The organism is Paracoccus aminovorans (genome assembly GCF_001546115.1).
Classification (GTDB): Bacteria; Pseudomonadota; Alphaproteobacteria; order Rhodobacterales; family Rhodobacteraceae; genus Paracoccus; species Paracoccus aminovorans_B.
Genome location: NZ_KQ955211.1, coordinates 194,993 through 220,101 on the forward strand (window position 1 = coordinate 194,993; position 25,109 = coordinate 220,101).

Sequence of the window (25,109 nt, forward strand, 5' to 3'; positions counted from 1 at the left end):
TCGCTAGTTTGGCCGCGCCGCCGCGGGAAGACACAACGAGAACGGGAGTTCGCTGACGCATGTCCTGGTTCAGCAAGGTCGCCTGGAAAGAGGGGCTGTTCCTGCAGCCCCAGCATCTGCAGCAGGCCGACCGCTATCACGAGCATCTGGTCCAGGCCCGCACCCGGCTGATCACCCCCTATCCCTGGGGCGTGGGCGAGCTGGTGCTGGACCGCGACCAGGCGCAGCAGGGCATGATCGCGCTGCGCGCCGTGGCCGGGATCATGCCCGACGGCACGCCTTTCGACGCGCCGGGCACCGGGCCGCTGCCGGTGCCGGTGCGGGTGCCCGAGGACGCGGCCGGGCAATTCGTCTGGTTGACCTTGCCCGATTCCAGCCCCAACATGCGCGACGCCGCCCCCTATGAGGACGAGGGCGCGACGACCCGCTGGGGCATCGTGACCGAGACGGTCAGCGACAGCGCCTCGTCCGCGCGCATCGAGCAGGTGCTGGAACTGGCCGTGCCGCGGCTTGAGATCGCGATCCGCAAGACCCCGCGCCCCGGCTATCAGAACATCCGCCTGGCCCGCATCGCCGAGCTGCGCGACGGCGTGGTCACGCTGGACGAGACCTTTCCGCCGCCTTCGCTGGTCATCGGCGCGCATCCGCAAGTCATGGGCTACCTGACCCGGGTCATCGGCTGGATCGAGGCGCGGCTGGAAAGCCTGTCGCGCTATGCCACCGACCCCTCGGCAGGCGGCGGCTTGCAGGCCAGCGACTACCTGATGCTGATGGCGCTGAACCGCCAGATCGGCGTCTTGCGCCACCTGTCTCGGACGCTGGCCGTGCATCCCGAGCAGCTTTACCGCGAACTGGTCTCGCTGGCGGGCGAGCTTGCCAGCTTCGACAGCGCCAGCCGGCACGCGCCGGATTACCCGGCCTATGACCACGAAAACCCCAAGGAAAGTTTCGGCGAGATCGTGGCCGACATCCAGCGCCTGCTGTCGCGCGACGTCGGCCGGGCGATCCGGCTGCCCTTGCAGCAGGTCCGGCAGAACTCCTATCTGGCGGCGGTGGCGGATCGCAACCTGTTCCGCGAGGCCACATTCATCATCGAGGTCGAAAGCGCCAAGCCGCTGTCGCAGGTGCAGCTGCAGTTCCCCGAACTGTGCAAGGTCGGGCCGAACACCCGCATGTCGGAAATCGTCAACAACAACCTGCCCGGCATCGCGCTGCAGCACCTGCCGAACCCGCCGCGGCAGATCCGGGTGCTGTCCTCGAACGTCTATTTCCGGCTGGAGCGCAACTCGCCGCTGTGGCGTGAATTCTCGACCGCGACGGCCATCGGCATGCATTTCGCCGGCGACTGGCCGAACCTGAAACTGGAACTGTGGGCGGTGCCCGAGAGGTCGTGATGGCGGGCAAGGACGACGACGGCGACAAGACGGTCTTCGGCGGCCCGCTTCCGGGTCAGCACCCGCAGGACTGGTCGCGGCCAGGGCCAGGCGGCGGCTCGGGCTCGCCCTTTGGCCAGCCGGCCGAGGGCCAGACCTGGATCGGCGGTCCGGCGCGCCCGGCAGCACAGCAACCGACCCCCGGCCATCAGGGCTATCCCGGTGGCTGGCAGCCGCCGGGGCAGGGCGGGCACAGCCCTTTCGGCCCGGCCGATCCCGCGCAGATCGGGCGGGCGGCGGGACCGGACCAGCGCGGCTTCTTTCCCGACATCGCCACGCCGCAGCAGCCGAACCGCGTCGCGCCGCGCATCCCGCAGGCGCAGGCGATGCAGGTGCGCGATCTGGGCGCGGCCAGTTCCGCGAACCCGCTGATCGCCTCGGCTGCCCCCTTGCTGATCCTGCTGGGACGTCTGCGCACTGGCCTCGTCGAATTGCAGGTCGCGCCGCTGATGGAGCATGTCACGCGCGAAATCGACCGCTTCGAGCGCAATGCGCTCTCGCACGGCATCAACCCGCATGAGGCGCTGGTGGCAAAATACGCGCTGTCGGGCACCGCGGACGACATCGTCCAGAACCTGCCCGGCGCCGACCGCGGCAACTGGCAGCAATATTCCATGGTCGCGCGATTCTTTCACAAGCGCGATTCCGGCGTCGGCTTCTTCCAGGAGGCCGAAAAGGCGCTCTATGCCCCGGCGCAGAACTACAACCTGCTGGAGCTGATGCTGGTCTGCCTGTCCCTGGGCTTCGAGGGCCAGTTCCGCACCATGCCGAACGGCGCGGCAGAGCTGTCGCGCATCCGCAGCGCCATCTATGAAAGCCTGCGCCGGGTGAATCCGCGCCCGGACGAGGATATTTCCGTGATGTGGGTGCCGGTGGTGCAGGGCAGGGCGCGCCGCTTCGGCGCCATCCCGGTGCCGGCGGTGGCGGGCATCGCCGCCGTGGCGCTGGTCGCCGCCTTTGCCACGCTGCTGACGCTGATCAATCGCGACGCCGCCGTCGCGGCCGAGGATCTGCGCGGCGTGGCGCTGGACGCGCCGGCGATCCAGATCGACCGCACCCCGGGCGAGGTCTATGTCGCCGAGATCCCGCAGCTGCAACGCATCCGCGACGCCTTCGCGGCCGAAATCGCGGACGGCCGCGTCGGCGTCGAGGCCAAGGGCGACTATATCGCCATCCGCGTCGGCAACCTGCAGCTGTTCGACCTGGGCTCGGTCACGGTGAAGCCGGGCTTCGCCGACCTGGCCACCCGCATCGCCGAGGTGCTGAACGCCGAACCCGGCCCAATCCTGATCGAGGGCCATACCGACAACGTGCCGGTCTCGGGCCGGGGCCGGTTCAAGGACAATTACCAGATCTCGGCCGCCCGCGCCGAGGGCGTGGCCGAGGTGCTGAAACCGCTGCTGAAAGACCCCTCCCGCGTGACGACCGAGGGCCGGGGCGAGGACGATCCCGTCGCCGACAATGCCAGGCCCGAGGGCCAGGCCGCCAACCGCCGGGTCGAGATCATGCTGGCGCGCGAGGGCACCTATGACGCCCCCGCCCCGCAGGAGGCCGCGAATTGAGACTGCTAGGCATCTACGTCCCGACCCCGCGCTGGAGCAAGCATGGCTGGTGGCGCTGGACCGTCACCCTGCTGGGCATCGCGGCGCTGTGCGCGGCGGTCTGGATCGGCGGGCCGATGACGGGCTGGGGGCCGCTGGCCTCGGTGTTCTGGCGGGGGCTGATCGTCGGGCTGATCCTGGCCGCGACGCTGACGGTGCTGCTGCTGCGCTGGCGCCGCCGCGTCCGCGCCGCCCGCGCCATCGAGCAGGCGCTGGTCCCGCCCGAACCCGAGGGCGACGGCAAGGCGCTGGCCGAGAAGATGTCCGAAGCCCTGGCGGTGCTGAAGAAATCCGGCGGCGCGGCCTCGCTCTACGACCTGCCCTGGTATGTCATCATCGGCCCGCCCGGCGCGGGCAAGACCACGGCGCTGGCCAATTCCGGCCTGGATTTCCCGCTGGCGCAGACCCAGGCGATCAGCGGCTTCGGCGGCACAAGGAACATGGATTTCTGGTTCGCCGAGGATGCGGTGCTGATCGACACCGCCGGCCGCTATACCACGCAGGACAGCGACAAGGTGGCCGACAAGGCCAGCTGGGACGCCTTCCTGGACCTGCTGAAACGCACCCGCCCGAACCGGCCGATCAACGGCGTGATCCTGTCCTTCTCGGTCGAGGACATGATGCAGCAGGACGCCGCGACGCTGCAATCCCATGCCGAGACGGTGCGCGCCCGGCTGGCGGAACTGCACGAGCATCTGAAGATCGACTTCCCGGTCTATGTGATGTTCACCAAGGCCGACCTGATCGCCGGTTTCCGCGAATATTTCAGCAGCTTCAGCCTGAACCGCCGCAAGCTGGTCTGGGGCGTGACCTTCCAGACCGCCGACCGCAAGGCGATCACGCATGAAGCGGTGCCGGCCGAGTTCGACCGCCTGGTCTCGCGCCTGTCGGACGAGATCATCGACCGGCTCAGCGAGGAACCCGATGGCGTCGCCCGCATCGCCATCTTCGGCCTGCCGGGCCAGATGGCCCTGCTGCGCGACAGCGTGGCCGGCTTCCTGCGCAAGGTGTTCGAGCCCACGCGCTACAAGACCAACGCCATCCTGCGCGGCTTCTACTTCACCTCGGGCACGCAAGAGGGCACGCCCATCGACCAGGTGCTGGGCGCGATCCAGGAGCCGGGCATGGGCATCGGATCAAGCTTCATGTCCGGGCGCGGCAAAAGCTTCTTCATCCACGACCTGCTGCGCGGGGTGGTGTTCCCGGAACAGGGCTGGGTCTCGCATGACCGCAAGGCGGTGCGGCGCGCCTTCGTGCTGCGCAGCGTGGCCTTGGCTGCCATCGCGGTGCTGACGCTGGGCGCCGGCACCGCCATCGGCGTCAGCTACTGGAAGAACCGCGAACTGGTCCGCACCGCCGAGGCCGAGACCACCAACTGGCGCCGCGCCGCCGCCGAGGAGTTGCAGCGCGACGTGATCGACGATCCGGACCTGACGCCGGTGCTGCCGCTGCTGAACGATCTGGCCAGCATGCCCGCCGGCTATGGCGACAGCGAGGAGCCCAGCCTGTGGGAAGGCTTCGGCCTCAGCCAGCGCGACCGCCTGAACAAGGTCGCGACCGATAGCTATTCCAATGCGCTGGAGCGGATGCTGCGCCCGCGGCTGATCCTGGACCTGGAACGGCGGATGCCCGAGATCATCGCCTCGGGCGAAATGACCGAGATCTATCGCGCGCTGAAGGTCTATCTGCTGCTCGGCAAGCAGGGCGAGACCACCGACGACCCCGCCATCGAGGCCTGGTTCGCGCAAAGCTGGCGGCAGGATTATCCCGGCCGCGCGGGGCTCGAGATGATCGACCAGCTTTCCGGGCACCTGAAGGCCATGCTGGCGCTGGACGACCGCCGCGATTTGCTGGTGACGCTGGACCAGACCACGGTGGACAAGGCCCGGGCGGCGATCTCGCAGCTGCCGCTGGACGAACAGGCCTATGCCATCATCAAGGACGGCGCCGTCGCCGCCGGCCTGCCCGACTGGGCGCTGGTGCAGGCGGCGGGCGGCAATGCCGCGACGCAGGTCTTTGCCGCCCGTGACGGCAGCGACATTGCGGCCATGACCGTGCCGGGGCTTTATACCTATGAAGGCTTCTGGAGCTATTTCTACGACCAGCTGGCCGTGGTGGGCGAGGAATTGCGCCGCGACCAATGGGTGCTGGGCGATTACGCCAATTCCGACGAGATCGAGGGCCGGCTGGCGCGGCTGGACCGCGACCTGCTGGATCGTTACCGCGCCGAGTTCATCGCCGCCTGGAACACGGTGCTGGACAACCTGACGCTGGCCTCGATGGTCGCCGACAAGCCGCAATACGCCGCGCTGGGGACGGCGGCGCAGGCGCAGAATTCGCCCATCCTGGAACTGGTCAAGTCGGTCGCCGACCAGACCCAGCTGACCCGCGAATACGAGCAGCTGGAGGGCGAGCTGCCCGAGGCCCAAGCCGAGGCCGAGGGCAGCACGGCGGGCGGCATCGGCGATGCGCTGGCCTCGCGCATCCAGTCGCGCTCGTCCGGGGTGCAGCGCATTCTGATGGACGCGGCGATGCGCAAGCAAGGCAAGGCCGCGCGCCGCGCCGGCGCCGGGGCCGAGGAGGAGACCAACAGCGTCACCGCCCCCATCGAGGCCATCGCGAAAGCCTTCGAGAACTGGCAGCTGCTGGTCGCGGGCGAGCCGGGCAAGCGGCCCATCGACACGCTGCTGGGCAACCTGGGCGCGGTCTGGGAAAACCTGCGCCTGGCCGAGCACAACCCCGACCAGTCGGCCGCCGCGCTGCCGACGCTGCTGAATTCGCTGACGCAATACAATTCGCAGCTGCCCGACCCGCTGGCGCGCATGGTGACCAAGGCCGAGGGCGATTTCCGCTCGGGCGCCTCGGATGCCTCAATCGAGGTGATGAACCGGGCGCTGACCGACCGCATCACCTTCATGTGCCGCGACACCATCGCGCCGGCCTATCCCTTCGGCAGCGGCTCGCGCAGCCTGTCCATCGACAATTTCGCCCGCTTCTTCGGCCCGGGTGGCGAGATGGACAAGTATTTCACCGAATACCTGGAGCCCTATGTCGAGCGCACCCCCGAGGGGCTGACCTGGCGCGCCGACAAGGAGATCACCCAGCGCCTGTCCACCGCCACCCTGCGCCAGTTCGAGCGGGCCGAGCGCATCCGCCGCGCGTTTTTCGCGGGCGGCGGCACCAGCCCTTCGGTCGAGATCACCGTGGCGCAGGTCGATGCGCATCCGACCGTGCGCTCGGCGATCCTGGCGATCAACGACACCGTGGTCGAGACCGCGACCGGCTCGATGCCGCGCACCGTGGTCTGGCCGGGGGCGGGCAAGTCCACCATCCTGCAACTGTCGCCGCCCCTGGAGCGCGACTCGGTGCTGCGATTCGAGGGCAGTTCCTGGACCTTCATGCAGTTCCTCGCCGCCGCCCGCTACAAGGAGCAACGCGGCGACACGCTGCGCGCCACCTTCATGCTGGGCGGGCGCAACATCACCTATGACTTCACCATCAACGCGGTGGCGAACCCCTTCACCATGCCCGAGATCAAGGATTTCCAATGCCCGCAGAGCATCGACTGACCGCCGGTGCGGCAGGGCTTTACGGCAAGCATCCGGGCTTCGGCGACTTCATCTCGGCCGGGCTGGCCGAGGGCTGGCCGGGTTTCGCGGACTGGTTGCAGGCGGGCTTGGGGGAATGGCGCGAGGCGCAGGGGCCGGACTGGCAGCCGCGCTTCGATGCGGCGCCCGTGGTGCGGTTCTGGATCGGCCCGGCGCTGACCGGGGCGGGCCAGGCGCTGCGCGGCGTCATGGCGCCGTCGCGCGACCGCAGCGGCCGGCGCTTTCCGCTGGTCCTGGCGCAGGCGGGCGGGGCGCCCCCGGTGCTGGAGCCAGGCCAGGATTTCCACGACGCGGCCGAGGCGGCGCTGGCCGGCCTGCTGGCCGCCGACAGCTTCGATCCGCGCGCGGCGGCCGCCGCACTGGCGCTGCCCGCGCCCGGTCCGCCGGTGCCCGACTGGCCCGGCTTCTGGGCCGCCAATCCGGCGCTGTCGCCCGAACGGCTGCTGGCGCAGCTGGCCATGGCCGACCATGCCCATGCCACGGCCGGGCGCAGCTATTGGTGGTTCGGCGCCGGGGACGGCCCGTCGGGCGCCGCCTGCTGCCAAGGCTGGCCGGGCGTGGCCGAGCTGGGCTGGCTGATCGCCCGCGCGGCACCGGACGAGGTCGGGGCATGATCGAGATGAACACGAATTTCCGCTATGATTTCGCCGCCTTGACCGACCGGGGTTGCCTGCGCGACCAGAACGAGGACAGCGTCATCGCGCTGCCCGAATTCGGGCTTTGGGCCGTCGCGGACGGCATGGGCGGCCATGCGGCGGGCGAGGTCGCCAGCGGCATGATCGTCGAGGAGCTGGCCTCGACCGGCGTCGCGGTCAGCGCCCAGGACCAGCGCGCGCGCGTCATCGCCCGCATCGACCGCGCCAATCGCCGCATCCTCGACCACGCCGGCCGGAACGGCGCGCGCGGCGCCGGCTCGACCGTGGCGGCGCTGCTGTTGCACGAGGGCGAACTGGCCTGCGTCTGGGCCGGCGACAGCCGGGTCTACCTGCTGCGCGACGGCCGGCTGACCCGGCTGACCCGCGACCACAGCGAGGTGGCGCTGCTGATCGCCGCCGGCCAGATGACCGAGGACGAGGCCCGCGCCTCGTCGCGCCGCAATGTCATCACCCGCGCCATCGGCGTCGGCGACCCCGCCGCGCCCGAGGTGGTGACCGGGCTCGCCATGGACCGCGACCGCTTCCTGATCTGCTCGGACGGGCTGACCGAGCATTTCGAGGATGCCGAGATCGCCCGGCTGCTGGGCCAGGCCGGCCGCGCCGCCAGCATCGCCGAAGCGCTGATCCGCGAGACCCTGGCGCGGGGCGCGCGCGACAATGTCAGCGTGATCGTGGTCGATTGCCAGGCGCCGCCGGCCCTGGTCGAGGAGCTGGACTGACCATGTCCGACCCGGACCCCGACCCCGACGCCCCCCGTCCCGCGCCGCCCGACGCGACGGTGATGGCCTCGGCCGCCGATCCCACGGTGATCGGCGCCGGCGCGGCCACGCCCGAGCCGCGGCTGGTCCAGCCCGGCACGCTGATCAACAACAATTACCGCATCCTCGGCCTGGTCAGCGCCGGCGGCATGGGCGAGGTCTATCGCGCCGAGAACGTCTTCACCGGCGACCCGGTGGCGGTGAAGGTCATCCTGCCCGGCCTCGCCGACGACAAGGCGGTGCTGGAGATGTTCCGGCGCGAGGCGCGGGTGCTGGTGCAGCTGCGCGACGATTCCATCGTGCGCTATCACAACTTCGTCCTCGACCCCGGGCTGGGCCGCTATTGCCTGATCATGGAATTCGTCGAGGGCCGGCACCTGGGCGCGCGGCTGAAGACCGACGGCGCACTGTCCGAACCCGAGGTGCTGGTGCTGATGCGCCGCATCGGTGCCGGGCTGATGCGCGCCCATGATAGCGGCGTCACCCATCGCGACCTGTCGCCCGACAACGTGATCCTGCGCGACGACCGCATCGCCGAGGCGGTGCTGATCGACTTCGGCATCGCCCGCTCGACCGAGCTGGGCGACGGGCTGGCCGGGCGCTTTGCCGGCAAGTTCAAGTATATCGCCCCCGAGCAGCTGGGCCATTGGGGCGGCAAGATCGGCCCGCGCACCGATGTCTATGGCCTGGCGCTGCTGATCGCCGCGGTGGCGCGCGGCAAGCCGCTGGACATGGGCGATTCCGTGGTCTCGGCCTCGGCCCTGCGCGGCGCCATCCCGGACCTGTCCGGCATCTCGCACCGGCTGTTCCCGCTGCTCCAGCACATGCTGGAACCCGACCCGGCGCTGCGGCCCGCCGACATGGGCGCGGTGCTGGCGATGCTTGACGACCCCTCGCGCATCCCCTCGCGCTATCGCCTGCCGCTGTGGCAGGACAGCGCCGCCGCGCCGCTGGCCGAGGCCGAGGCCAGCGCCGTGACCGGCTCGGGCCTGGGTTCCGGCCTCAGCGGGCCGGCGCATTCCGCCAGTCCCTTCGGCGCGGCCCCGCCGCCGCCCGCCGAAACGCCGCCGGTGCCGCCCGCAACCGAGCCGCGGCGCTGGCCGCTGATCGGCGGCGCGGCGCTGCTGCTGGCGGGGATCGCCGGCCTTGGCTGGGTGATGCTGGATCCGGGCGAGCCCGCCGTCGCGCCGCCCGACGCCCCGGCCGCGACGCCGGCCGGGCTGCCGCCGCGCGACCCCTCGACGCGCGAGGGCTTCCTGGCCGAGCAGGCGCTGCCGGCCTGCGCGACGGTCGAGCGCATCGCCGCCGGTCCCAACGCCGGCCAGCTGCAATTCATCGGTCCGGGCGACCTGCAACCGGCGCCGGTGGTCGCGGCCTATGGCAGCCGCTTCGGGGTCAGCCCCTCGGTCCAGCAGGCGACGGCCAGCGCGGCGCAATGCCCGGCGCTGGACTTCCTGCGCGAGATCTCGGGCCGCCCGGCACCGCCCCTGCTGCTGCGGGCCGAGGCCAGCGCCGGTGACCAGCAGCTGCAGATCCGCGGCGCGGTCGAGGCGGGCCGGGACCGCAACCTGTGGCTGTGGATCGTGCCGCCCACGGGCGAGGTCTATGACCTGTCGGCGCAGCTGGCCGCGCCGGGCGAGGGCGCGCGCGACTTCGGCTTCGCGCTGTCCTTGGGCGGGCAGGCGCCCGGGACCTATCTGCTGGTGGCGCTGACGACCGAGGCGCCGCTGGCGGCGGTCGCGGCCGCGCCCTCGGGTGTGCCGGCGGCGCAGCTGTTGCCCCGGGTGCTGGAGGAACTGCGCGCCGCCGGCCAGGCCGCGTCGGTTGCGGTGCAGCCGATCATGGCGCCCTGAACGGCTCAGCGCCCGGCGCGGCGCGTGGTCAGCAGCAGGCTGGTCTCCGAGGTCACCACGCCCTCCAGGTTGCGGATCCGGCGCAGCACCTCGTCCAGTTCCGCCAGCGATTCCGTGGCCAGCTCCACGATCATGTCCCAGCGGCCGTTGGTGGCATGCACAGCCATCACCGCCGGCATGCCGGTCAGCCGCGCGGTGATGCGGTCGCTGCCGCGCCCCTCGATCCCGATCATCATCAGCCCGCGCACCGGCGCCTCGGACACATCCGCGCGGGTCAGCACGATGAAGCCCGCGATCTCGCCCGCCGCCTTCAGCCGCTCGAGCCGGCTGCGCACCGTGGCGCGGCTGACCCGCAACCGCTCGGCCAATTCGGAAATCGGCGCCCGCCCGTCGCGGCGCAGCTCGGCGATCAGCCCGTGGTCGAGATCGTCCATAATGGTGGCCTTACCTGCCAGTTTGGTTGAACTGCTGTGCAAATTAGCCAAAGATCCGGTTGAAGTCACCACCAGGCGGCAGGAATTTCCATCGAAGAAGGAGAGCGGAATGAGCAGAATTTCCCTTGTCGGCGCGCCGATCGACTCTGGCCAGCGCCGCCGCGGTTGCCTGATGGGGCCGGCCGCCTATCGCGTCGCCGGCATCGAGCGGGTGCTGGCCGAACTGGGCCACGCGGTCACGGACCTGGGCGATGTTTCGCTGGCCGGCCTGCCGCAGGCCGAATGCCCGAACCCCGCCGTGGACCAGCTGCCCGAGACCCTGGCCTGGACCGCCGCCCTGCGCGAGCGGGTGGCAGGCGTGCTGGGCGCCGGCGGCATGCCGGTGGTGCTGGGCGGCGATCACAGCCTGGCGCTGGGGTCGGTCGCGGGGGCGGCGGAACATGCCGCCGCAGCCTCGCGTCCGCTGTTCCTTTTGTGGCTGGACGCGCATAGCGATTTTCACACGCCGCTGACCACCGAATCCGGCAACCTGCACGGCACGCCCGTCGCCTATATCGCCGGCCGGCCGGGTTTCGAGGCCTTTCCGCCCTTTCCGGCGCCGGTGCCGCAGCAGAACATCTGCATGTTCGGCATCCGCTCGGTCGACGAGGCCGAGCTGGCCGCGCTGCGCGAAACCGACATCATCGTCAACGACATGCGCGTGCTGGACGAACGCGGCATCGTCGCGCCGCTGCGCGAATTCCTCGACCGGGTGCGGGCCGAGAACGGCATGCTGCACGTGTCGCTGGACGTCGATTTCCTCGACCCGTCCATCGCACCGGCCGTCGGCACCACCGTCCCCGGCGGCACCACCTTCCGCGAGGCGCATCTGGTCTGCGAGCTTCTGCACGAATCCGGGCTGATGACCTCGCTGGACCTCGTGGAACTGAACCCGTTCCTGGACGATCGCGGCCGCACGGCGCGGCTGATGGTGGACCTGGCCGGCTCGCTTTTCGGCCGCCGGGTCTTTGACCGTCCCACCCGCAGCTTTCACTGAGTATCCAAATGCTGAAACCCTCCGAAACCGCCTATGTCCCCTTCGTCAGCGTCGAGAACATGATGCGGCTGGTGCTGCATGTCGGCGTCGAAACGATGCTGGCCGAGCTGGCCGCCGAGATCGAGCGCGACTTTGCCCGCTGGCCGCTGTTCGACAAGACGCCCCGCGTCGCCAGCCATTCCGACATCGGCGTCATCGAGCTGATGCCGACCTCGGACGGCGAGACCTATGGTTTCAAATACGTCAACGGCCATCCCTCGAACACCCGGCAGGGCTTGCAGACGGTGACGGCCTTCGGGCTTCTGGCCGACGTGGCGACCGGCTATCCGCTGATGCTGTCGGAGATGACCATCCTGACCGCGCTGCGCACGGCAGCGACCAGTGCCATGGCGGCGAAGTGGCTGGCGCCCCAGGGCGCGACCACCATGGCGATGATCGGCAATGGTGCGCAGGCCGAATTCCAGGCCCTGGGATTCAAGGCGATCTGCGGCATCTCCGAGGTGCGCCTCTACGACATCGACCCTGCGGCGACGGCAAAATGCGCCCGCAACCTTGCCGGCCGCGGGCTGAAGGTCGTGGCCTGCCGATCGGCCGAAGAGGCGATCATGGGGGCGCAGATCGTCACCACCTGCACCGCCGACAAGCAATATGCCACCATCCTGACCGACAACATGGTCGGCAGCGGCATCCATATCAACGCGGTCGGCGGCGACTGCCCCGGCAAGACCGAGTTGCACCGCGACATTCTTCTGCGCGCCGGCATCTTCGTCGAATATCCGCCGCAGACCCGGATCGAGGGCGAGATCCAGCAGCTATCCCCCGACCACCCGGTGACCGAGCTGTGGCAGGTCATCGCCGGGCAGGCGCAGGGCCGCACGGATGCGCGCCAGATCACGCTCTTCGACAGCGTCGGCTTCGCCATCGAGGATTTCTCGGCGCTGCGCTATGTCCATTCGCGGCTGAAGGAATCGGGCCTGTTCCAGCGGCTCGACATGATCGCCGACCCGGACGATCCGCGCGACCTTTTCGGCATGATCCTGCGGGCCGAGGCGGCCAAGGCCGCCTGAGGCGCTTGCGGCCCCGCCCATGGGGCCGCTAAACGCGCCCCATCATGTCCCCGGAGGTTTCCATGACGCCCGTTTTCCCCGGCATCCGCATCGACGCGGCCGAGCTTCGGCTGGTGCGCCTGCCCCTGCTGACGCCTTTCGTCATCTCGACCGGCACCATGACGGAAAAGCTGTTCCCGCTGCTGGTGCTGCGCGGCGAAGGGCTGGAAGGCTACGCCGAGGGCGTCATGGACCCGCTGCCCGACTATCTGGAAGAAACCCTGCCCGGATCGTTGGCCTTTCTGCGCCAGGCGGTGCTGCCGCAGCTGGTCGGCCGCCGTTTCGACAGCCCGGCGGCGCTGGCGGCGCTGCTGGACCCCTGGCGCGGGCATCGCATGGCCAAGGCCATGGTGGAAATGGCGCTGTGGGATCTGTGGGCCAAGGCGCTGAACCTGCCCTTGTCGGCGGCGCTTGGTGGCGTGCGCGATGCGGTCGAGGTCGGCGTCAGCCTGGGCATCGCCGACATTCCGACCACGCTCGACCGGGTGCGGGTCGCGGTGGAGGCCGGCTATCGCCGCGTCAAGCTGAAGATCAAGCGCGGCCATGACACGGGCTTGCTGGCGGCCGTCCGGGCGGAGTTCCCCGACACAAAGCTGACCGTGGACGCCAATACCGATTACCGGCTGGGCGACCTGCCGCTGTTGAAATCCATGGACGCCTTCGGCCTCGACTATATCGAACAGCCGCTGGCCTATGACGACATCCACGACCATGCCCGCCTGCAGGCGCAGATGCTGACGGCGATCTGCCTTGATGAAAGCATCCGCTCGGCCACCGATGCGCGGCGGGCGCTGGTCGCGGATGCGGCGCGGGTGGTCAACATCAAGGTTGGGCGCGTCGGCGGCTTTGGCCAGGCCCGCGCCATCCACGACCTTTGCGCGGCCTTCGACGTGCCGGTCTGGTGCGGCGGCATGCTGGAATCCGGTATCGGCCGGGCGCAGAACATCCACCTGGCGAGCCTGCCGAATTTCACCAAGCCGGGCGATACCTCCTCCGCCAGCCGCTATTTCCGCCGCGACATCGTCGAGCAGCCGCTGGAGGCCGAGGCTGGGCTGATGGCCGTGCCGCGCCACGGGCCGGGCCTGGGCGTCACGCTGGACCGCGCCTATCTCGCCCAGGTCAGCGACGCGCCCGAGGTGTTTGCCGCATGACGGTGGCGATCCGCGAACTCGACGGGCTGGCCGAGCTGAAACGCTCCGAGGATCTGCAACGCGCAGTCTGGGGGCAGGGCGACCCGGCCGACAATGCCGATCTGCTGCTGGCGATCCAGCACGAGGGCGGGCTGGTCGCCGGCGCCTTCGACGGCGCGGACATGCTAGGCTTTCTCTTCGCCTTTCCCTCGGCCACGCCGGGGGTGCAGCATTCGCACCGGCTGGCGGTGCTGCGCCGGGCGCGCGGGCTGCGGCTGGGGCTGCGGCTGAAATGGTTCCAGCGCGACTGGTGCCTCAAGCGCGGCATCCGGCTCGTGCGCTGGACCTATGACCCGCTGCGCGCGGTCAATGCCGGGCTGAACGTGGCGGCGCTGGGGGGCGTCTCGACCACCTATCTGCCGGATTACTACGGCGCGATGGAGGGGATCAATGCCGGGCTGCCCTCGGACCGGCTGATGCTGGATTGGCAGCTGGACAGTCCCGGCGTGACCGCCTGCGCCGAAGGCGCCGCCGCGCCCGTGCCAACGGTCGCCCGCCGCGTGCCGATCCCGCGCGACCTGGACGCGCTGCTGCGCGCGGCGCCCGACCAGGCGCTGGCGGCACGCATGGAACTGCGCGCCGCGCTGACCGAAGGTTTCGCCGCCGGCCTGGGCATCATCGGTTTCGATACGGAAAAGGCGGAATATTGGCTGGGCTGAGGCCCGGCGCCGCGAGGACAAGCAGGGAGGAACAGATGGCCGAGATGCCAAGCCTAGGACAGCGCCTGATGCGGCGAAAGCCGGTCGAACAATTCGTGATCCAGTCGCAGGCGCATGGCGGCGAATTGCGCCGCAGCATCACGCTGTTCCAGCTGACCATGTTCGGCGTCGGCGCCACCATCGGCACCGGCATCTTCTTCGTCTTGGCCGAGCAGGTGCCGGTCGCGGGGCCGGCGGTGCTGGTCTCGTTCCTGATCGCGGGCCTGGCCGCCGGGCTGACTGCGCTCTGCTATGCCGAGATGAGCTCGATGATCCCGGTCTCGGGCTCCAGCTACTCCTATGCCTATGCCACCCTGGGCGAGGGGCTGGCCTTCATGGTCGCGGCCTGCCTGGTGATGGAATACGGCGTCTCGGCCGGCGCGGTCGCGGTCGGGTGGAGCGAATATCTGCACAATCTCCTGATGATCACCACCGGGCTGGAACTGCCCCGCGCGCTGCTGCACGCGCCCCTGGTGGCCGAGGGCTATGCGCTGCATTTCGGCGGCGACGGCATCATCAACCTGCCGGCGGCGATCCTGGTGTTCCTGTGCTGCATCCTGCTGACGCGCGGCTCGCGGGAATCGGCGCGGGCCAATGCCATCATGGTGCTGGTCAAGCTGGGCGTGCTGGCGCTGTTCATCGCCATCGCCTTCTCGGCCTATGATCCGCAGAACATGACGCCCTTTGCCCCGCACGGCTTTGCCGGCGTCAGCGCGGCGGCGGGGTCGATCTTCTTCACCTTCGTCGGGCTGGATGCGGTCTCGACCGCCGGCGAAGAGGTCGAGAACCCGCGCCGCAACCTGCCGCTCGCGATCATCCTGGCGCTGGTGATCGTCATCAGCTTCTACCTGCTGGTGGCGCTGGCGGCACTGGGCGCCCAGCCGCAAGCCGCCTTCGAGGGGCAGGAGGCCGGGCTGTCGGTGATCCTGCAGAACGTCACCGGCTCGGCCATCCCCTCGGTGATCCTGTCGGCGGGGGCGGTGGTCTCGGTCTTTTCGGTGACGCTGGTGGTGCTTTACGGCCAGACCCGCGTGCTTTTCGCCATGTCGCGCGACGGCATGCTGCCGCCGATCTTTTCGCGGGTGAACCCGCATACGCTGACGCCGACCGCGAACACCGTGATCGTGGCCTGCTGCGTCGCGGCCATCGCGGCCTTCCTGCCCTCGGCGGTGCTGTGGGACCTGACCTCGATGGGCACGCTGGTCGCCTTTACCGTGGTTTCGGCCGGGGTCATCATCCTGCGCTATCAGCGGCCCGACGCGCATCGCGGCTTTCGCGTGCCGCTGTTCCCGCTGCTGCCGATCCTCAGCATCGTCTCGTGCCTCTACCTGATCTCCAGCCTGTCCTCGATCGTCTTCAAGCTGACGGCGATCTGGGCGGTGCTGGCGGCGGTGCTGTATCTGACCTATTCGGCGCGGAACTCGGCGCTGGAGCGGGGCGGCGACGCCGTGATGGATGCCGCGGAATGAAGACGTTCCTGGTCGGTCACTCGGCGGACAAGGGCGGGGCCGAGGCGCTGCGGCTGGCCGCCACGCTGGCGCGGGCGGCGCGCGGCCGGGTGGTCGCGGCGGTGATCCTGCCGCAGACCTGGGACCACCCCTCGCCGGCGATGGTCGACGCGGAATATGCCGCCTTCCTGGAGCGCCATGCCGCGCGCACCCTGGCTGCCGCGCGGGCGGCAATGCCGCCGGACGTGCCGGCGGAATACCTGGCGCGGCACGGCGCCTCGACCGCCGCCGGGCTGCTGGCGCTGGCCGAGGAGACCGATGCCGACGCCATCGTGCTGGGTTCGTCGCGCAAGGCGCCGATGGCGCGCTTCCAGGAAGGCGTCGTCGCCAGCGAGATCCTGCGCAGCGCCCAGGTGCCGGTGGCGCTGGCACCGCGCGGCTATGACGCGCTGTCGGGCGGCGTGTCGCGGGTGACCTGCGCGCTGTCCGCCTCGGAGCATTCCATCGCCCTGGCCCGGCGCGCCGGCCAGATCGCGGCGGGGTTCCACGCGGCCCTGCGGCTGGCCACCTTCATCGTGCGCGACCGGCAGATGTATCCCAGCGATGCGGGCTATGACGCCGAGAACCTGGTCGCGAACCAGTTCCGCCGCCAGGCCCATGCCCTGCACGACCGCATCCGCGCCGACTGGCCGGACGAGGCCTTGCCGGAGTGCGTTCTGGGCGACGGGCGCAACTGGCGCCAAGCGGTCGGCGCGCTGGACTGGCGGCCGGACGAGCTGCTGGTGATCGGCTCCAGCGGGTTGGGCGGCTTGATGCGGGTCTTTGTCGGCTCGAACTCGGGCAAGATCCTGCGCCACGCCCTGGTGCCGCGCCTGATCGTGCCACGGCTGACGGCCTGAGCATCGGCCATCACGCCGGCGCGAGCTTCTTGCTGGGCCGGGCCAGGCGCTGCTGCGCTATGGCAGTCATGGTGCAATCGGGCCTGGACATGGCCGGCGTCGCGACGGCGCGCTGGCGTGTCGTCGGCTTCGCGCAATCGGGCAGCATGCAGATGGACGCGGTGCAGGACGACCGCATCTATCTGGCGCCCAGCCTGACAAGCCCTGCGAACCGACCAAGGCCGAGCAATACGAGATCGGGGTGAATACCAGCCGCCGGGCTCGGACGCGCTGCTGACCGTCCGGGCCTGTCGCATCACGCTGCAGAACCTGCTGACAACCGACCCCGAGCACCCGGATTTCTCGCGCCAGACCGGCGAGGTGCGGATGCTCTGCGCAACGACGCGCTGCTGGTCGCCGATCTGTCGCTGGGCTTGACGTCGGCGTCCGCAACCCGGCGCTGGAGGGGCTGAAGCTCGACCACCGCCCGGAACCTGGGCGCGGGCGAACAGACGCAATGCACGGCCTGGGCCGATCACTCGGCCGCCGGGGCTTTGGCCGGGCGGCGCACGGTCGGACGGCGCACCAGCGGCTCCTGGCTGCGCTCGGCCGCGCGCTGGACGGCGGCGTCGAATTCCTCGGGCGTCGCATCCCGCCACCGGCCGGCGTCGGCGATCAGCCCCAGCTCGGCCAGGCGCTGTGCCAGGCGCGGCTGGTCGAGCTCGCCCCAGGTGACATGGTTGGCGATCTTCTGCCGCTCGGGCATCCAGTCGGCGACCAGTTCGTCGATGACCTCGGGCCGGCGGCCGGTGAAGCCGGCAAGATGCTCGACGATATGGTGATAGGCGGGATGGTTGCGGCGCAGGATGATGCAGGCCTGCTGGTCGGGATTGGCGACAAAGCCCAGCATGTGGAAGGCCGAGCTGTCCAGCCCGACGATGCGCCTGGCGCCCTTGAAGATCGACAGCTGCTCGCGGATCGACAGTTTCTCGGGGTAGACCGGTGTATAGCCCTGGGCGATCAGGTTGTCCTCGACCAGCTGCTCGTTGATGATGCCGCCCTTGCCGCCGAAGCGGGTGCGCGAGACATAGACGTTTTCCAGCCCGCCCGGCTCGATCGGGGCGAAGGCGTCGCGGATGAAGCTGCGAAATTCCTCGGTTCCGGCCGAGATCCGCCCCAGGCCGAAGCCCTGGCCGGCGACGACCAGCTCTTCCACCCGCGTCGGTTCGCGCAGGATGCGGACCGGCAGGTCGGGCAGCGTCAGCTCGATCAGCTCCTTCTGGTAGGAGACGAAGTCGCGCAGCCGGCTGTGGCGCGGGGTGAAGATGACGCTTTCCACGCCCTCGGCGCGCGCGGCCCAGAGCCGCGACAGGGTCTCGACCAGGAAATGGCCGAAATGGCCGAAATAGATCCCGGCCCAGAGATGCAGCCCGGCCAGCGTGGCGGTGGGCTCGGGCGCCTCGGTCAGCGGCGGCGTCACCCGGGCGCCGTCGCGCCAGGTCGTGGCCTCGGCCACGTCGCCGTCGCACCAGACGCCGGGGATGTCCTGATGCGTCTCGGCCGGGCAGACCAAGGCGTTGCGCAGGTTCAGGATCTGCCGCGACCAGCCGCCGTCGGGAAGGGGTTCGTGAATCATGTTCAGCTCTGCAAAGGGTCACGTCAGGGTGATGGCCCTTCAGACCATGCGCCGCCGTCCGAGGCAAGCCGCGCCGCTGCTGGCTTGACGATCCGCCATGGCGGAAACCGTTCCGGTTCGGGGCGGGGTATCGCGGCAAAGCCGTGATCATTTCCCGCCGATCGGGCATTTCTGGAATGCTGTTCCGCGCCGCCGCCTTCGCGGCGCCGGCCGGCACCGTTAACCAGCCCGGCGGTTTTCGCGGCGGCGCGGTTTCGCGGCCACGTTTCGGGCCGCCGCCCCGCCTGTGGCACGGGCGGCGGGGTATTTCGAAAACGGAAAGCTGCGGGCCGGGGCGTCAACTGAGGTGGAAGTTCTGCTCGACCACCGCCTCCATCGAGACATGGCTGGAGGTGCTGTTCACATGCGGCAGGGTCGAGATCTTTTCCGCGAGGATCCTGCGGAAATGCGCCATGTCGCGCGAGCGGATCTTGAGTAGGTAGTCGAAGCCGCCGGCGATCATGTAGCATTCCTCGACCTCGGGGATGGCGCGGGCGGCGGTGTTGAACTGCTGCAGCGCCGCCTCGCGCGTGTCGTTCATCCGCACCTCCAGATAGGTCACGTTGGTCAGGCCCAGCTTCATCGGCGACAGGATGGCGCGGTAGCCGGTGATCAGGCCGATCTCCTCGAGATGCCGGATGCGCAGCGCCACGGGCGTCTTCGACAGGCCGACCTTGCGCGCCAGCTCCGCCACCGGGATGCGCGCGTTCTGCGTCAATTCGGCTAGGATCCTGCGATCCACGGCGTCGAGTGCATGATCCATCCTGAAACCTGCCCCAAAAATGTTCTTTTCGCCTAGCATATAGCATGACTTCGGACGCATCGACCAGCATCCTTGTGATAAACCACGCGCATCGGATCAAGGAGATCGGCATGTCCTCTGTCAGCACCCAGGTGTTTTCCTGCCAAGCCAAATTCGCGGACGAATCCGCGCTGCTGCAGGGGCTGGTCGCGCAGGCGGGGCTGGACGCCGGCCAGCGCGCCGCCGTCACCCGCCGCGCCGCCGATCTGGTGCGCCGCATCCGGGCCGAGGCCAAGCCCTCGATGATGGAGCATTTCCTGGCCGAATACGGGCTGTCCACGCGCGAGGGCGTGGCGCTGATGTGCCTGGCCGAGGCGATGCTGCGCGTCCCCGACCGTCAGACCATCGACGCGCTGATCGAGGACAAGATCGCGCCCTCGGACTGGGGCAAGCACCTGGGCGAGGCGACCTCGTCGCTGGTCAACGCCTCGACCTGGGCCCTGATGCTGACCGGCAAGGTGCTGGACGACGACCAGGCCGGCACCTTGCGCCGCATGGTGCGCCGGCTGGGCGAGCCGGTGATCCGTTCCGCCGTCGGCCGCGCCATGAAGGAGATGGGCCGGCAGTTCGTGCTGGGCCAGACCATCGACGACGCACTGGTCCGCGCCCGCAAGCGCGAGGCGCAGGGCTTCACCTACAGCTACGACATGCTGGGCGAGGCGGCGATGACCGGGCTTGACGCCGCGCGCTATGACCGCGCCTATGCCGATGCCATCGCCTCGATCGCCAAGGCCTGCGACAAGGGCTCGGTCGAGGCCAATCCGGGCATCTCGATCAAGCTCTCGGCGCTGCATCCGCGCTATGAGGTGGCGCAGGAAGCGCGCGTCATGGCCGAGCTGGTGCCGGTGGTGCTGCGGCTGGCGCAACAGGCCAAGGCCGGCGGCATGGGCATGAACATCGACGCCGAGGAGCAGGACCGGCTGGTCCTGTCGCTGAAGGTCATCGAGGCGGTGCTGTCGGACCCCTCGCTGGCCGGCTGGGACGGCTTCGGCGTGGTGGTGCAGGCCTATGGCAAGCGCGCCGGGCAGGTGATCGACTGGCTGCATGCGCTGGCCAGCCGGCTGGACCGCCGCATCATGGTGCGGCTGGTCAAAGGCGCCTATTGGGACAGCGAGATCAAGCGCGCCCAGGTCGAGGGCCTGCCGGGCTTTCCGCTGTTCACCAGCAAGGTTGCGACCGACGTCAGCTATATCGCCAATGCCCGCAAGCTGATCGGCTATGCCGACCGGATCTATCCGCAATTCGCCACCCATAACGCCCAGACCGTCGCCGCGATCCTGGAGATGGCGGGCGACATCCGCTTCGAGTTCCAGCGCCTGCATGGCATGGGCGAGCGGCTGCACGACATCGTGCTGCGCGACTATAACGGCCGCTGCCGGATCTATGCGCCGGTCGGCGCGCATCGCGACCTGCTGGCCTATCTGGTGCGGCGCCTGCTGGAGAACGGCGCGAACAGCAGCTTCGTGAACCAGATCGTCGACGAATCGATCTCGCCCGAGGAGGTCGCCCGCGACCCCTTCGACGCGCTGGCCGAGGCGCGCCCGCCGCGCAGCCTGCTGGCGCCCGCTGCGCTGTACGGCGACGAGCGGCCGAATTCGCAGGGCTTCGATCTGTCGGACGAAGAGGTGCTGGCGGGGATCTTTGCCGCCCGCGACGGCGCCATCCCGGATGCGCAGCCGCTGACGGTCCGCGAAGCCTCGGGGCAGGTGCAGGACGTGCTGAACCCGGCCACGGGCGAGGCCATCGCCCAGGTGCTGATGGTCGATGCCGCAACCGCGACGCGGGCCGTCGACGATGCCCGGACCTGGCAGGCGCCGGCCTCCGAGCGGGCCGCCGTCCTGCGCCGCGCCGCCGATCTTTACGAGGAAAATGCCGGTCCGATCCTGGGCGTGCTGGCGCGCGAGGCCGGCAAGTCGCTGGCCGATGCCGTGGCCGAGCTGCGCGAGGCCGTGGATTTCCTGCGCTATTACGCCGCCGAGGGCGAGGCGAGCCCGCAGGGCCCGCGCGGCATCATCGGCGCGATCAGCCCGTGGAACTTTCCGCTGGCGATCTTTTCGGGCCAGATCGCGGCGGCGCTGATGGCCGGCAATGCCGTCATCGCCAAGCCCGCCGAGGCGACGCCGATCATCGCCATGCTGGGCGTCCAGCTGCTGCACCAGGCCGGCGTGCCGGCGGCGGCGCTGCAACTGCTGCCCGGCGCCGGCCGCGTGGTCGGCGCGGTGCTGAGCGCCGACCCGCGCATGGCGGGGCTGGTCTTTACCGGCTCGACCGCGACGGCGCAGACCATCGCGCGCAGCATGGCGGCGAACCTCGCCCCCGGCACGCCGCTGGTGGCCGAGACCGGCGGGCTGAACGCCATGGTGGTCGATTCCACCGCGCTGCCCGAACAGGCCGTGCGCGACATAGTCAACGGCGCCTTCCGCAGCGCCGGCCAGCGCTGCTCGGCGCTGCGCTGCCTTTACGTGCAGGAGGACATCGCGCCGCATCTGATCGAGATGATCAAGGGCGCCATGGACGAGCTGGTCGTGGGCGATCCGTGGGATCTGGCGAGCGATGTCGGCCCGGTGATCGACCCGGCGGCGCAACGCGGCATCCTCGACTATGTCGCCGCGCGGCAGGACCGGGTGCTGCACCGGCTGGCGGCACCGGAGCGCGGCTTCTTCGTCGCCCCGACGCTGATCCGGGTGCGCGGCATCGCCGATCTGGAACGCGAGGTCTTCGGCCCGGTGCTGCATGTCGCGACCTTCAAGGGCGACGAGCTGCCCAAGGTCATCGCCGACATCAACGCCCGCGGCTTCGGCCTGACCTTCGGCTTGCACACCCGCATCGACAGCCGCGTGCAGGAGGTCTCGGACGCCATCCACGTCGGCAATATCTATGTCAACCGCAACCAGATCGGCGCCGTGGTCGGCAGCCAGCCCTTTGGCGGCGAGGGGCTGTCGGGCAACGGGCCCAAGGCCGGCGGGCCGCGCTATGTGCCGCGCTTCTTCGCGCCGCAGCCGCCGGCCGCCATCGGCATGGAATGGAAGGGGCCGGCGGATGAGGTCCGCCTGCGCGCCGCGCTGGCCTCGGCCGCGCCGCGCCGCATCGAAGAGCGGCTGATGCCGGGCCCGACCGGAGAGCTGAACCGCCTTTCGGCCCACAGCCGCGCGCCGGTGCTGTGCCTGGGTCCGGGCCGGGCGGCGGTGGCGGCGCAGGTCACCGCGGTCGAGCGGCTGGGCGGCAATGCCGTCGCCGTCGACGGCGCGTTGCCGGCCGCGTCGCTGACCGGGCTTCAGGGCATCTCGGCGGTGCTGTGGTGGGGCGACGCCGCGCATGGCCGCGCCTATGCCGAGGCGCTGGCGGCGCGCGAGGGCGAGATCGTGCCGCTGATCGCGGCGATGCCCGACCTGGCCCATGTCGCGCATGAGCGCCACCTCTGCGTCGATACCACGGCAGCAGGCGGCAACGCGGCGCTGCTGGCGGGCTGAAACGGCACGGGCGGCCCGGTTTTTCCGGTGCCGCTCGCCGACCAACCGGGCTATGCTTCGCCGGCAGGCAGAGCAAGGGCGGAACGCATGGACAGACCCCGGATGCAGATCACCGGTCAGTGCCATTGCGGCGCGGTCGGCTATCGCGCCGTGATCGACCCCGAGGCGGTGTCGATCTGCCATTGCACCGATTGCCAGCGGCTGACCGGCTCGGCCTTTCGGCTGACGGTCCGTGCCCGGGCGCAGGATTTCACCCTGACCGGGACGGCGCCCCGCTGCTATCTCAAGCACGGCGACAGCGGCGCCAAGCGGTTCCAGTATTTCTGCGGCGACTGCGGCGCGCCGATCTACACCACCGGCGAGGGCGAGGCCGCGCAGATCGTCGGCATCCGCGCCGGAACCATCGACCAGCGCGCGCAGCTGGTGCCGCGATCCCAGATCTGGGGCCGATCCCGGCTGCCCTGGCTGGAGCAGCTGAACGCCATTCCCTGCATGGACAGGGAATAGCGTTCGGCACGCCTCAGGCGCCGGCCGAGACCGAGATGGCGCGTTTCAGCGACAGCTGCCCGACCGGACGGCCCTGGGCGTCCTCGACCCCCAGCGCCTGCACGCCGCGGCCCATCATGTCGCGCAGCGCCTCGGTCAGGGTCACGTCGGCGCCGATCGTCGCCTCGGGCGTGGTGCCGTTCAGCGGCTCCATCACCGAGCCGACCTGGACCACCTTGCCGCGATCGACATGCTGGACGAAATTCGTCACGTAGTCGTCGGCCGGGTGCAGCACGATGTCCTGACCGGTGCCCTGCTGGATCACCGAACCGTCGCGCAGCAGCGCGATGCGGTCGCCGATGCGCAGCGCCTCATCGAGGTCGTGGGTGATGAAGACGATGGTCTTGCGGACCTCTTTCTGCAGGTCCAGCAGCACGGTCTGCATGTCATAGCGGATCAGCGGGTCCAGCGCCGAATAGGCCTCGTCCATCAACAGGATCGGCGCGTCATTGGCCAGCGCGCGCGCCAGGCCCACCCGCTGCTGCATGCCGCCCGACAGCTGTGCGGGATATTTCGCCTCGAAGCCCTTCAGCCCGACGCGCTCGATCCAGCGCATCGAGACCTTGTTGCGGGCCGCGGAATCGAGGCCCTGCACCTCGAGCCCGTAGCCCACGTTGTCCAGCACGGTGCGATGCGGCAGCAACGCGAATTTCTGGAACACCATGGCGGTCTTGTGGCGGCGAAAGGCGCGCAGCTCGTCCGGGGCCATCTTCACCACGTCCTGGCCCTCGACCAGGATCTGGCCCGCGGTGGGGTCGATCAGCCGGTTGATGTGGCGGATCAGCGTCGACTTGCCCGAGCCCGACAGCCCCATCACCACCTGGATGGCGCCTGCGGGGATGCTGATGTTGATGTCGCGCAGGCCCAGCACATGGCGGTGCTTCTCGTTCAGCTCCTGCTTGGTCATGCCGCGGTTGACCGCGTCGATGAACGTGGCGCCGCGCGGGCCGAAGATCTTGAACAGGTTCCGGATCTCGATGCCGATGGGATCAGACATGGCTGCCTCCGCGATGCTTTTGCAGCCGGTGGCCCCAGGCCTGGCTGATGCGGTCGAACAGGATGGCGATGCCGACGATGGCCAGGCCGTTGAACAGCCCGAGCGTGAAATACTGGTTCGAGATCGCCTTCAGCACCGGCTGGCCCAGGCCCTGCACGCCGATCATCGAGGCGATGACGACCATGGCCAGCGCCATCATGATGGTCTGGTTGATGCCCGCCATGATGGTGGGCAGCGCCAGCGGCAGCTCGGCCTTGACCAGGCGCTGCCATTTCGAGGAACCGAAGGCGTCGGCGGCCTCCAGCACCTCGCCGTCGACCTGGCGGATGCCGAGATTGGTCAGGCGGATCATCGGCGGGATGGCATAGATCACCACCGCGATCAGCCCCGGCACCTTGCCGATGCCCAGAAGCATGACCACCGGGATCAGGTAGACGAAGCTGGGCATGGTCTGCATCACGTCCAGGATGGGGTTCACGAAGGCCTGCACCCGGTCCGAGCGCGACATCAGGATGCCGATCGGCAGCCCGACCGCGATGGCCAAGAGCGTCGAGGTCAGGATCATCGAGATGGTCTTCATCGTATCGGCCCACATGCCGAAGATGCCGATCAGGCACAGGGTCACGATGCTGGCGATGACGATCTTGAGGCTGCGGCTGGCGAACCAGGCGATGGCGGCGACCACGGCCAGGATGATCGGCCAGGGGGTGTTGGTCAGCAGGTTCTCGGACCAGATCAGGAACACGCGCAGCGGCTCGAAAAGGCCCTCGATGGCGTCGCCGTAGCTGCGGGTGAAAGAGCGGAAGCCATCGTCGATGACCTTCTTCAGATCACGGAGGAAACCGTCATCCAGCTGGGGAAACTCGTTGAACCAAGCCATGGCGACCTTTCGATGGGGGGCTAGGACGAAGAAGGCGCGG

Annotated in this window: 20 protein-coding genes; 15 read left to right on the forward strand and 5 right to left on the reverse strand. The window is 69.7% G+C overall.

What is annotated here, in order from left to right; genetic code table 11:
• Positions 1–59: 59 nt before the first annotated feature.
• From tssK to ASV56_RS21175, 6 genes are read left to right on the forward strand one after another with little or no spacing between them, the layout of a single operon-like run.
• Positions 60–1,394 carry a type VI secretion system baseplate subunit TssK gene (tssK, locus tag ASV56_RS21150; RefSeq protein ID WP_062563943.1) on the forward strand — a complete coding sequence of 445 codons (1,335 nt, stop codon included), beginning with the start codon at positions 60–62 and terminating at the stop codon, positions 1,392–1,394.
• Positions 1,394–2,995 (forward strand): type VI secretion system protein TssL, long form, encoded by a 1,602-nt coding sequence (gene tssL / locus ASV56_RS21155; protein ID WP_062563944.1) that lies wholly within the window; start codon positions 1,394–1,396, stop codon positions 2,993–2,995. Before tssK ends, tssL begins: the two co-directional genes overlap by 1 nt.
• Positions 2,992–6,603: a type VI secretion system membrane subunit TssM gene (tssM, locus tag ASV56_RS21160; protein WP_062563945.1), complete on the forward strand. Its 3,612-nt coding sequence runs from the start codon at positions 2,992–2,994 to the stop codon at positions 6,601–6,603. The genes tssL and tssM overlap by 4 nt, the downstream gene beginning before the upstream one ends.
• Positions 6,582–7,256, forward strand: a complete 675-nt coding sequence (tagF, locus tag ASV56_RS21165; RefSeq protein ID WP_062563946.1) for a type VI secretion system-associated protein TagF — start codon at positions 6,582–6,584, stop codon at positions 7,254–7,256. Before tssM ends, tagF begins: the two co-directional genes overlap by 22 nt.
• Positions 7,253–8,017 carry a PP2C family protein-serine/threonine phosphatase gene (locus tag ASV56_RS21170; protein ID WP_253880211.1) on the forward strand — a complete coding sequence of 255 codons (765 nt, stop codon included), beginning with the start codon at positions 7,253–7,255 and terminating at the stop codon, positions 8,015–8,017. Before tagF ends, ASV56_RS21170 begins: the two co-directional genes overlap by 4 nt.
• 2 nt (positions 8,018–8,019) lie before the next feature.
• Positions 8,020–9,909 (forward strand): serine/threonine-protein kinase, encoded by a 1,890-nt coding sequence (locus tag ASV56_RS21175; protein WP_062563947.1) that lies wholly within the window; start codon positions 8,020–8,022, stop codon positions 9,907–9,909.
• A gap of 5 nt (positions 9,910–9,914) precedes the next feature.
• Here the strand turns inward: ASV56_RS21175 and ASV56_RS21180 are convergent, their stop codons facing one another.
• On the reverse strand, positions 9,915–10,343 hold the full coding sequence (locus tag ASV56_RS21180; RefSeq protein WP_062563948.1) for an Lrp/AsnC family transcriptional regulator: 429 nt from the start codon (positions 10,341–10,343) through the stop codon (positions 9,915–9,917).
• Between the two features lie 109 nt (positions 10,344–10,452).
• On the opposite strand from ASV56_RS21180, the gene rocF reads away from it, so the two are divergent.
• From rocF to ASV56_RS21215, 7 genes are all read left to right on the forward strand, one after another.
• Positions 10,453–11,379 (forward strand): arginase, encoded by a 927-nt coding sequence (rocF, locus tag ASV56_RS21185; RefSeq protein WP_062563949.1) that lies wholly within the window; start codon positions 10,453–10,455, stop codon positions 11,377–11,379.
• Positions 11,380–11,387: 8 nt separating this feature from the next.
• Positions 11,388–12,446 carry an ornithine cyclodeaminase gene (locus ASV56_RS21190; protein WP_062563950.1) on the forward strand — a complete coding sequence of 353 codons (1,059 nt, stop codon included), beginning with the start codon at positions 11,388–11,390 and terminating at the stop codon, positions 12,444–12,446.
• Between the two features lie 62 nt (positions 12,447–12,508).
• Complete coding sequence (menC, locus tag ASV56_RS21195; RefSeq protein ID WP_062563951.1) at positions 12,509–13,636, forward strand: o-succinylbenzoate synthase; 1,128 nt, start codon at positions 12,509–12,511, stop codon at positions 13,634–13,636.
• On the forward strand, positions 13,633–14,334 hold the full coding sequence (locus ASV56_RS21200) for a hypothetical protein (protein WP_062563952.1): 702 nt from the start codon (positions 13,633–13,635) through the stop codon (positions 14,332–14,334). Before menC ends, ASV56_RS21200 begins: the two co-directional genes overlap by 4 nt.
• Before the next feature lie 35 nt (positions 14,335–14,369).
• Positions 14,370–15,842, forward strand: coding sequence for an amino acid permease (locus ASV56_RS21205; protein WP_062563953.1), 1,473 nt, complete (start codon positions 14,370–14,372; stop codon positions 15,840–15,842).
• Positions 15,839–16,720 carry a universal stress protein gene (locus ASV56_RS21210; protein WP_062563954.1) on the forward strand — a complete coding sequence of 294 codons (882 nt, stop codon included), beginning with the start codon at positions 15,839–15,841 and terminating at the stop codon, positions 16,718–16,720. The genes ASV56_RS21205 and ASV56_RS21210 overlap by 4 nt, the downstream gene beginning before the upstream one ends.
• 59 nt (positions 16,721–16,779) lie before the next feature.
• Entirely contained in the window at positions 16,780–16,965 is a 186-nt protein-coding gene (locus ASV56_RS21215) for a hypothetical protein (RefSeq protein WP_062563955.1), read from the forward strand.
• Between the two features lie 269 nt (positions 16,966–17,234).
• Here ASV56_RS21215 and ASV56_RS21220 read toward each other — a convergent pair whose 3' ends face one another.
• Both ASV56_RS21220 and ASV56_RS21225 read right to left on the reverse strand, forming a co-directional pair.
• Complete coding sequence (locus ASV56_RS21220) at positions 17,235–18,335, reverse strand: glycosyltransferase family 61 protein (RefSeq protein WP_062563956.1); 1,101 nt, start codon at positions 18,333–18,335, stop codon at positions 17,235–17,237.
• Between the two features lie 337 nt (positions 18,336–18,672).
• Positions 18,673–19,137, reverse strand: a complete 465-nt coding sequence (locus ASV56_RS21225) for an Lrp/AsnC family transcriptional regulator (RefSeq protein ID WP_062563957.1) — start codon at positions 19,135–19,137, stop codon at positions 18,673–18,675.
• Between the two features lie 110 nt (positions 19,138–19,247).
• Between ASV56_RS21225 and putA the strand changes: the two genes are divergently transcribed.
• Both putA and ASV56_RS21235 read left to right on the forward strand, forming a co-directional pair.
• Entirely contained in the window at positions 19,248–22,646 is a 3,399-nt protein-coding gene (gene putA / locus ASV56_RS21230; RefSeq protein ID WP_062564062.1) for a bifunctional proline dehydrogenase/L-glutamate gamma-semialdehyde dehydrogenase PutA, read from the forward strand.
• 87 nt (positions 22,647–22,733) lie between these two features.
• On the forward strand, positions 22,734–23,153 hold the full coding sequence (locus ASV56_RS21235) for a GFA family protein (protein WP_253880213.1): 420 nt from the start codon (positions 22,734–22,736) through the stop codon (positions 23,151–23,153).
• 13 nt (positions 23,154–23,166) lie between these two features.
• Here the strand turns inward: ASV56_RS21235 and ASV56_RS21240 are convergent, their stop codons facing one another.
• Together ASV56_RS21240 and ASV56_RS21245 are read right to left on the reverse strand one after the other, a co-directional pair.
• Positions 23,167–24,189, reverse strand: a complete 1,023-nt coding sequence (locus tag ASV56_RS21240; RefSeq protein ID WP_062563959.1) for a quaternary amine ABC transporter ATP-binding protein — start codon at positions 24,187–24,189, stop codon at positions 23,167–23,169.
• The gene (locus ASV56_RS21245) at positions 24,182–25,069 is read right to left on the reverse strand and encodes an ABC transporter permease (protein WP_062563960.1); all 888 of its coding nucleotides are present in this window, start codon (positions 25,067–25,069) and stop codon (positions 24,182–24,184) included. The genes ASV56_RS21240 and ASV56_RS21245 overlap by 8 nt, the downstream gene beginning before the upstream one ends.
• Between the last annotated feature and the right edge of the window lie 40 nt (positions 25,070–25,109).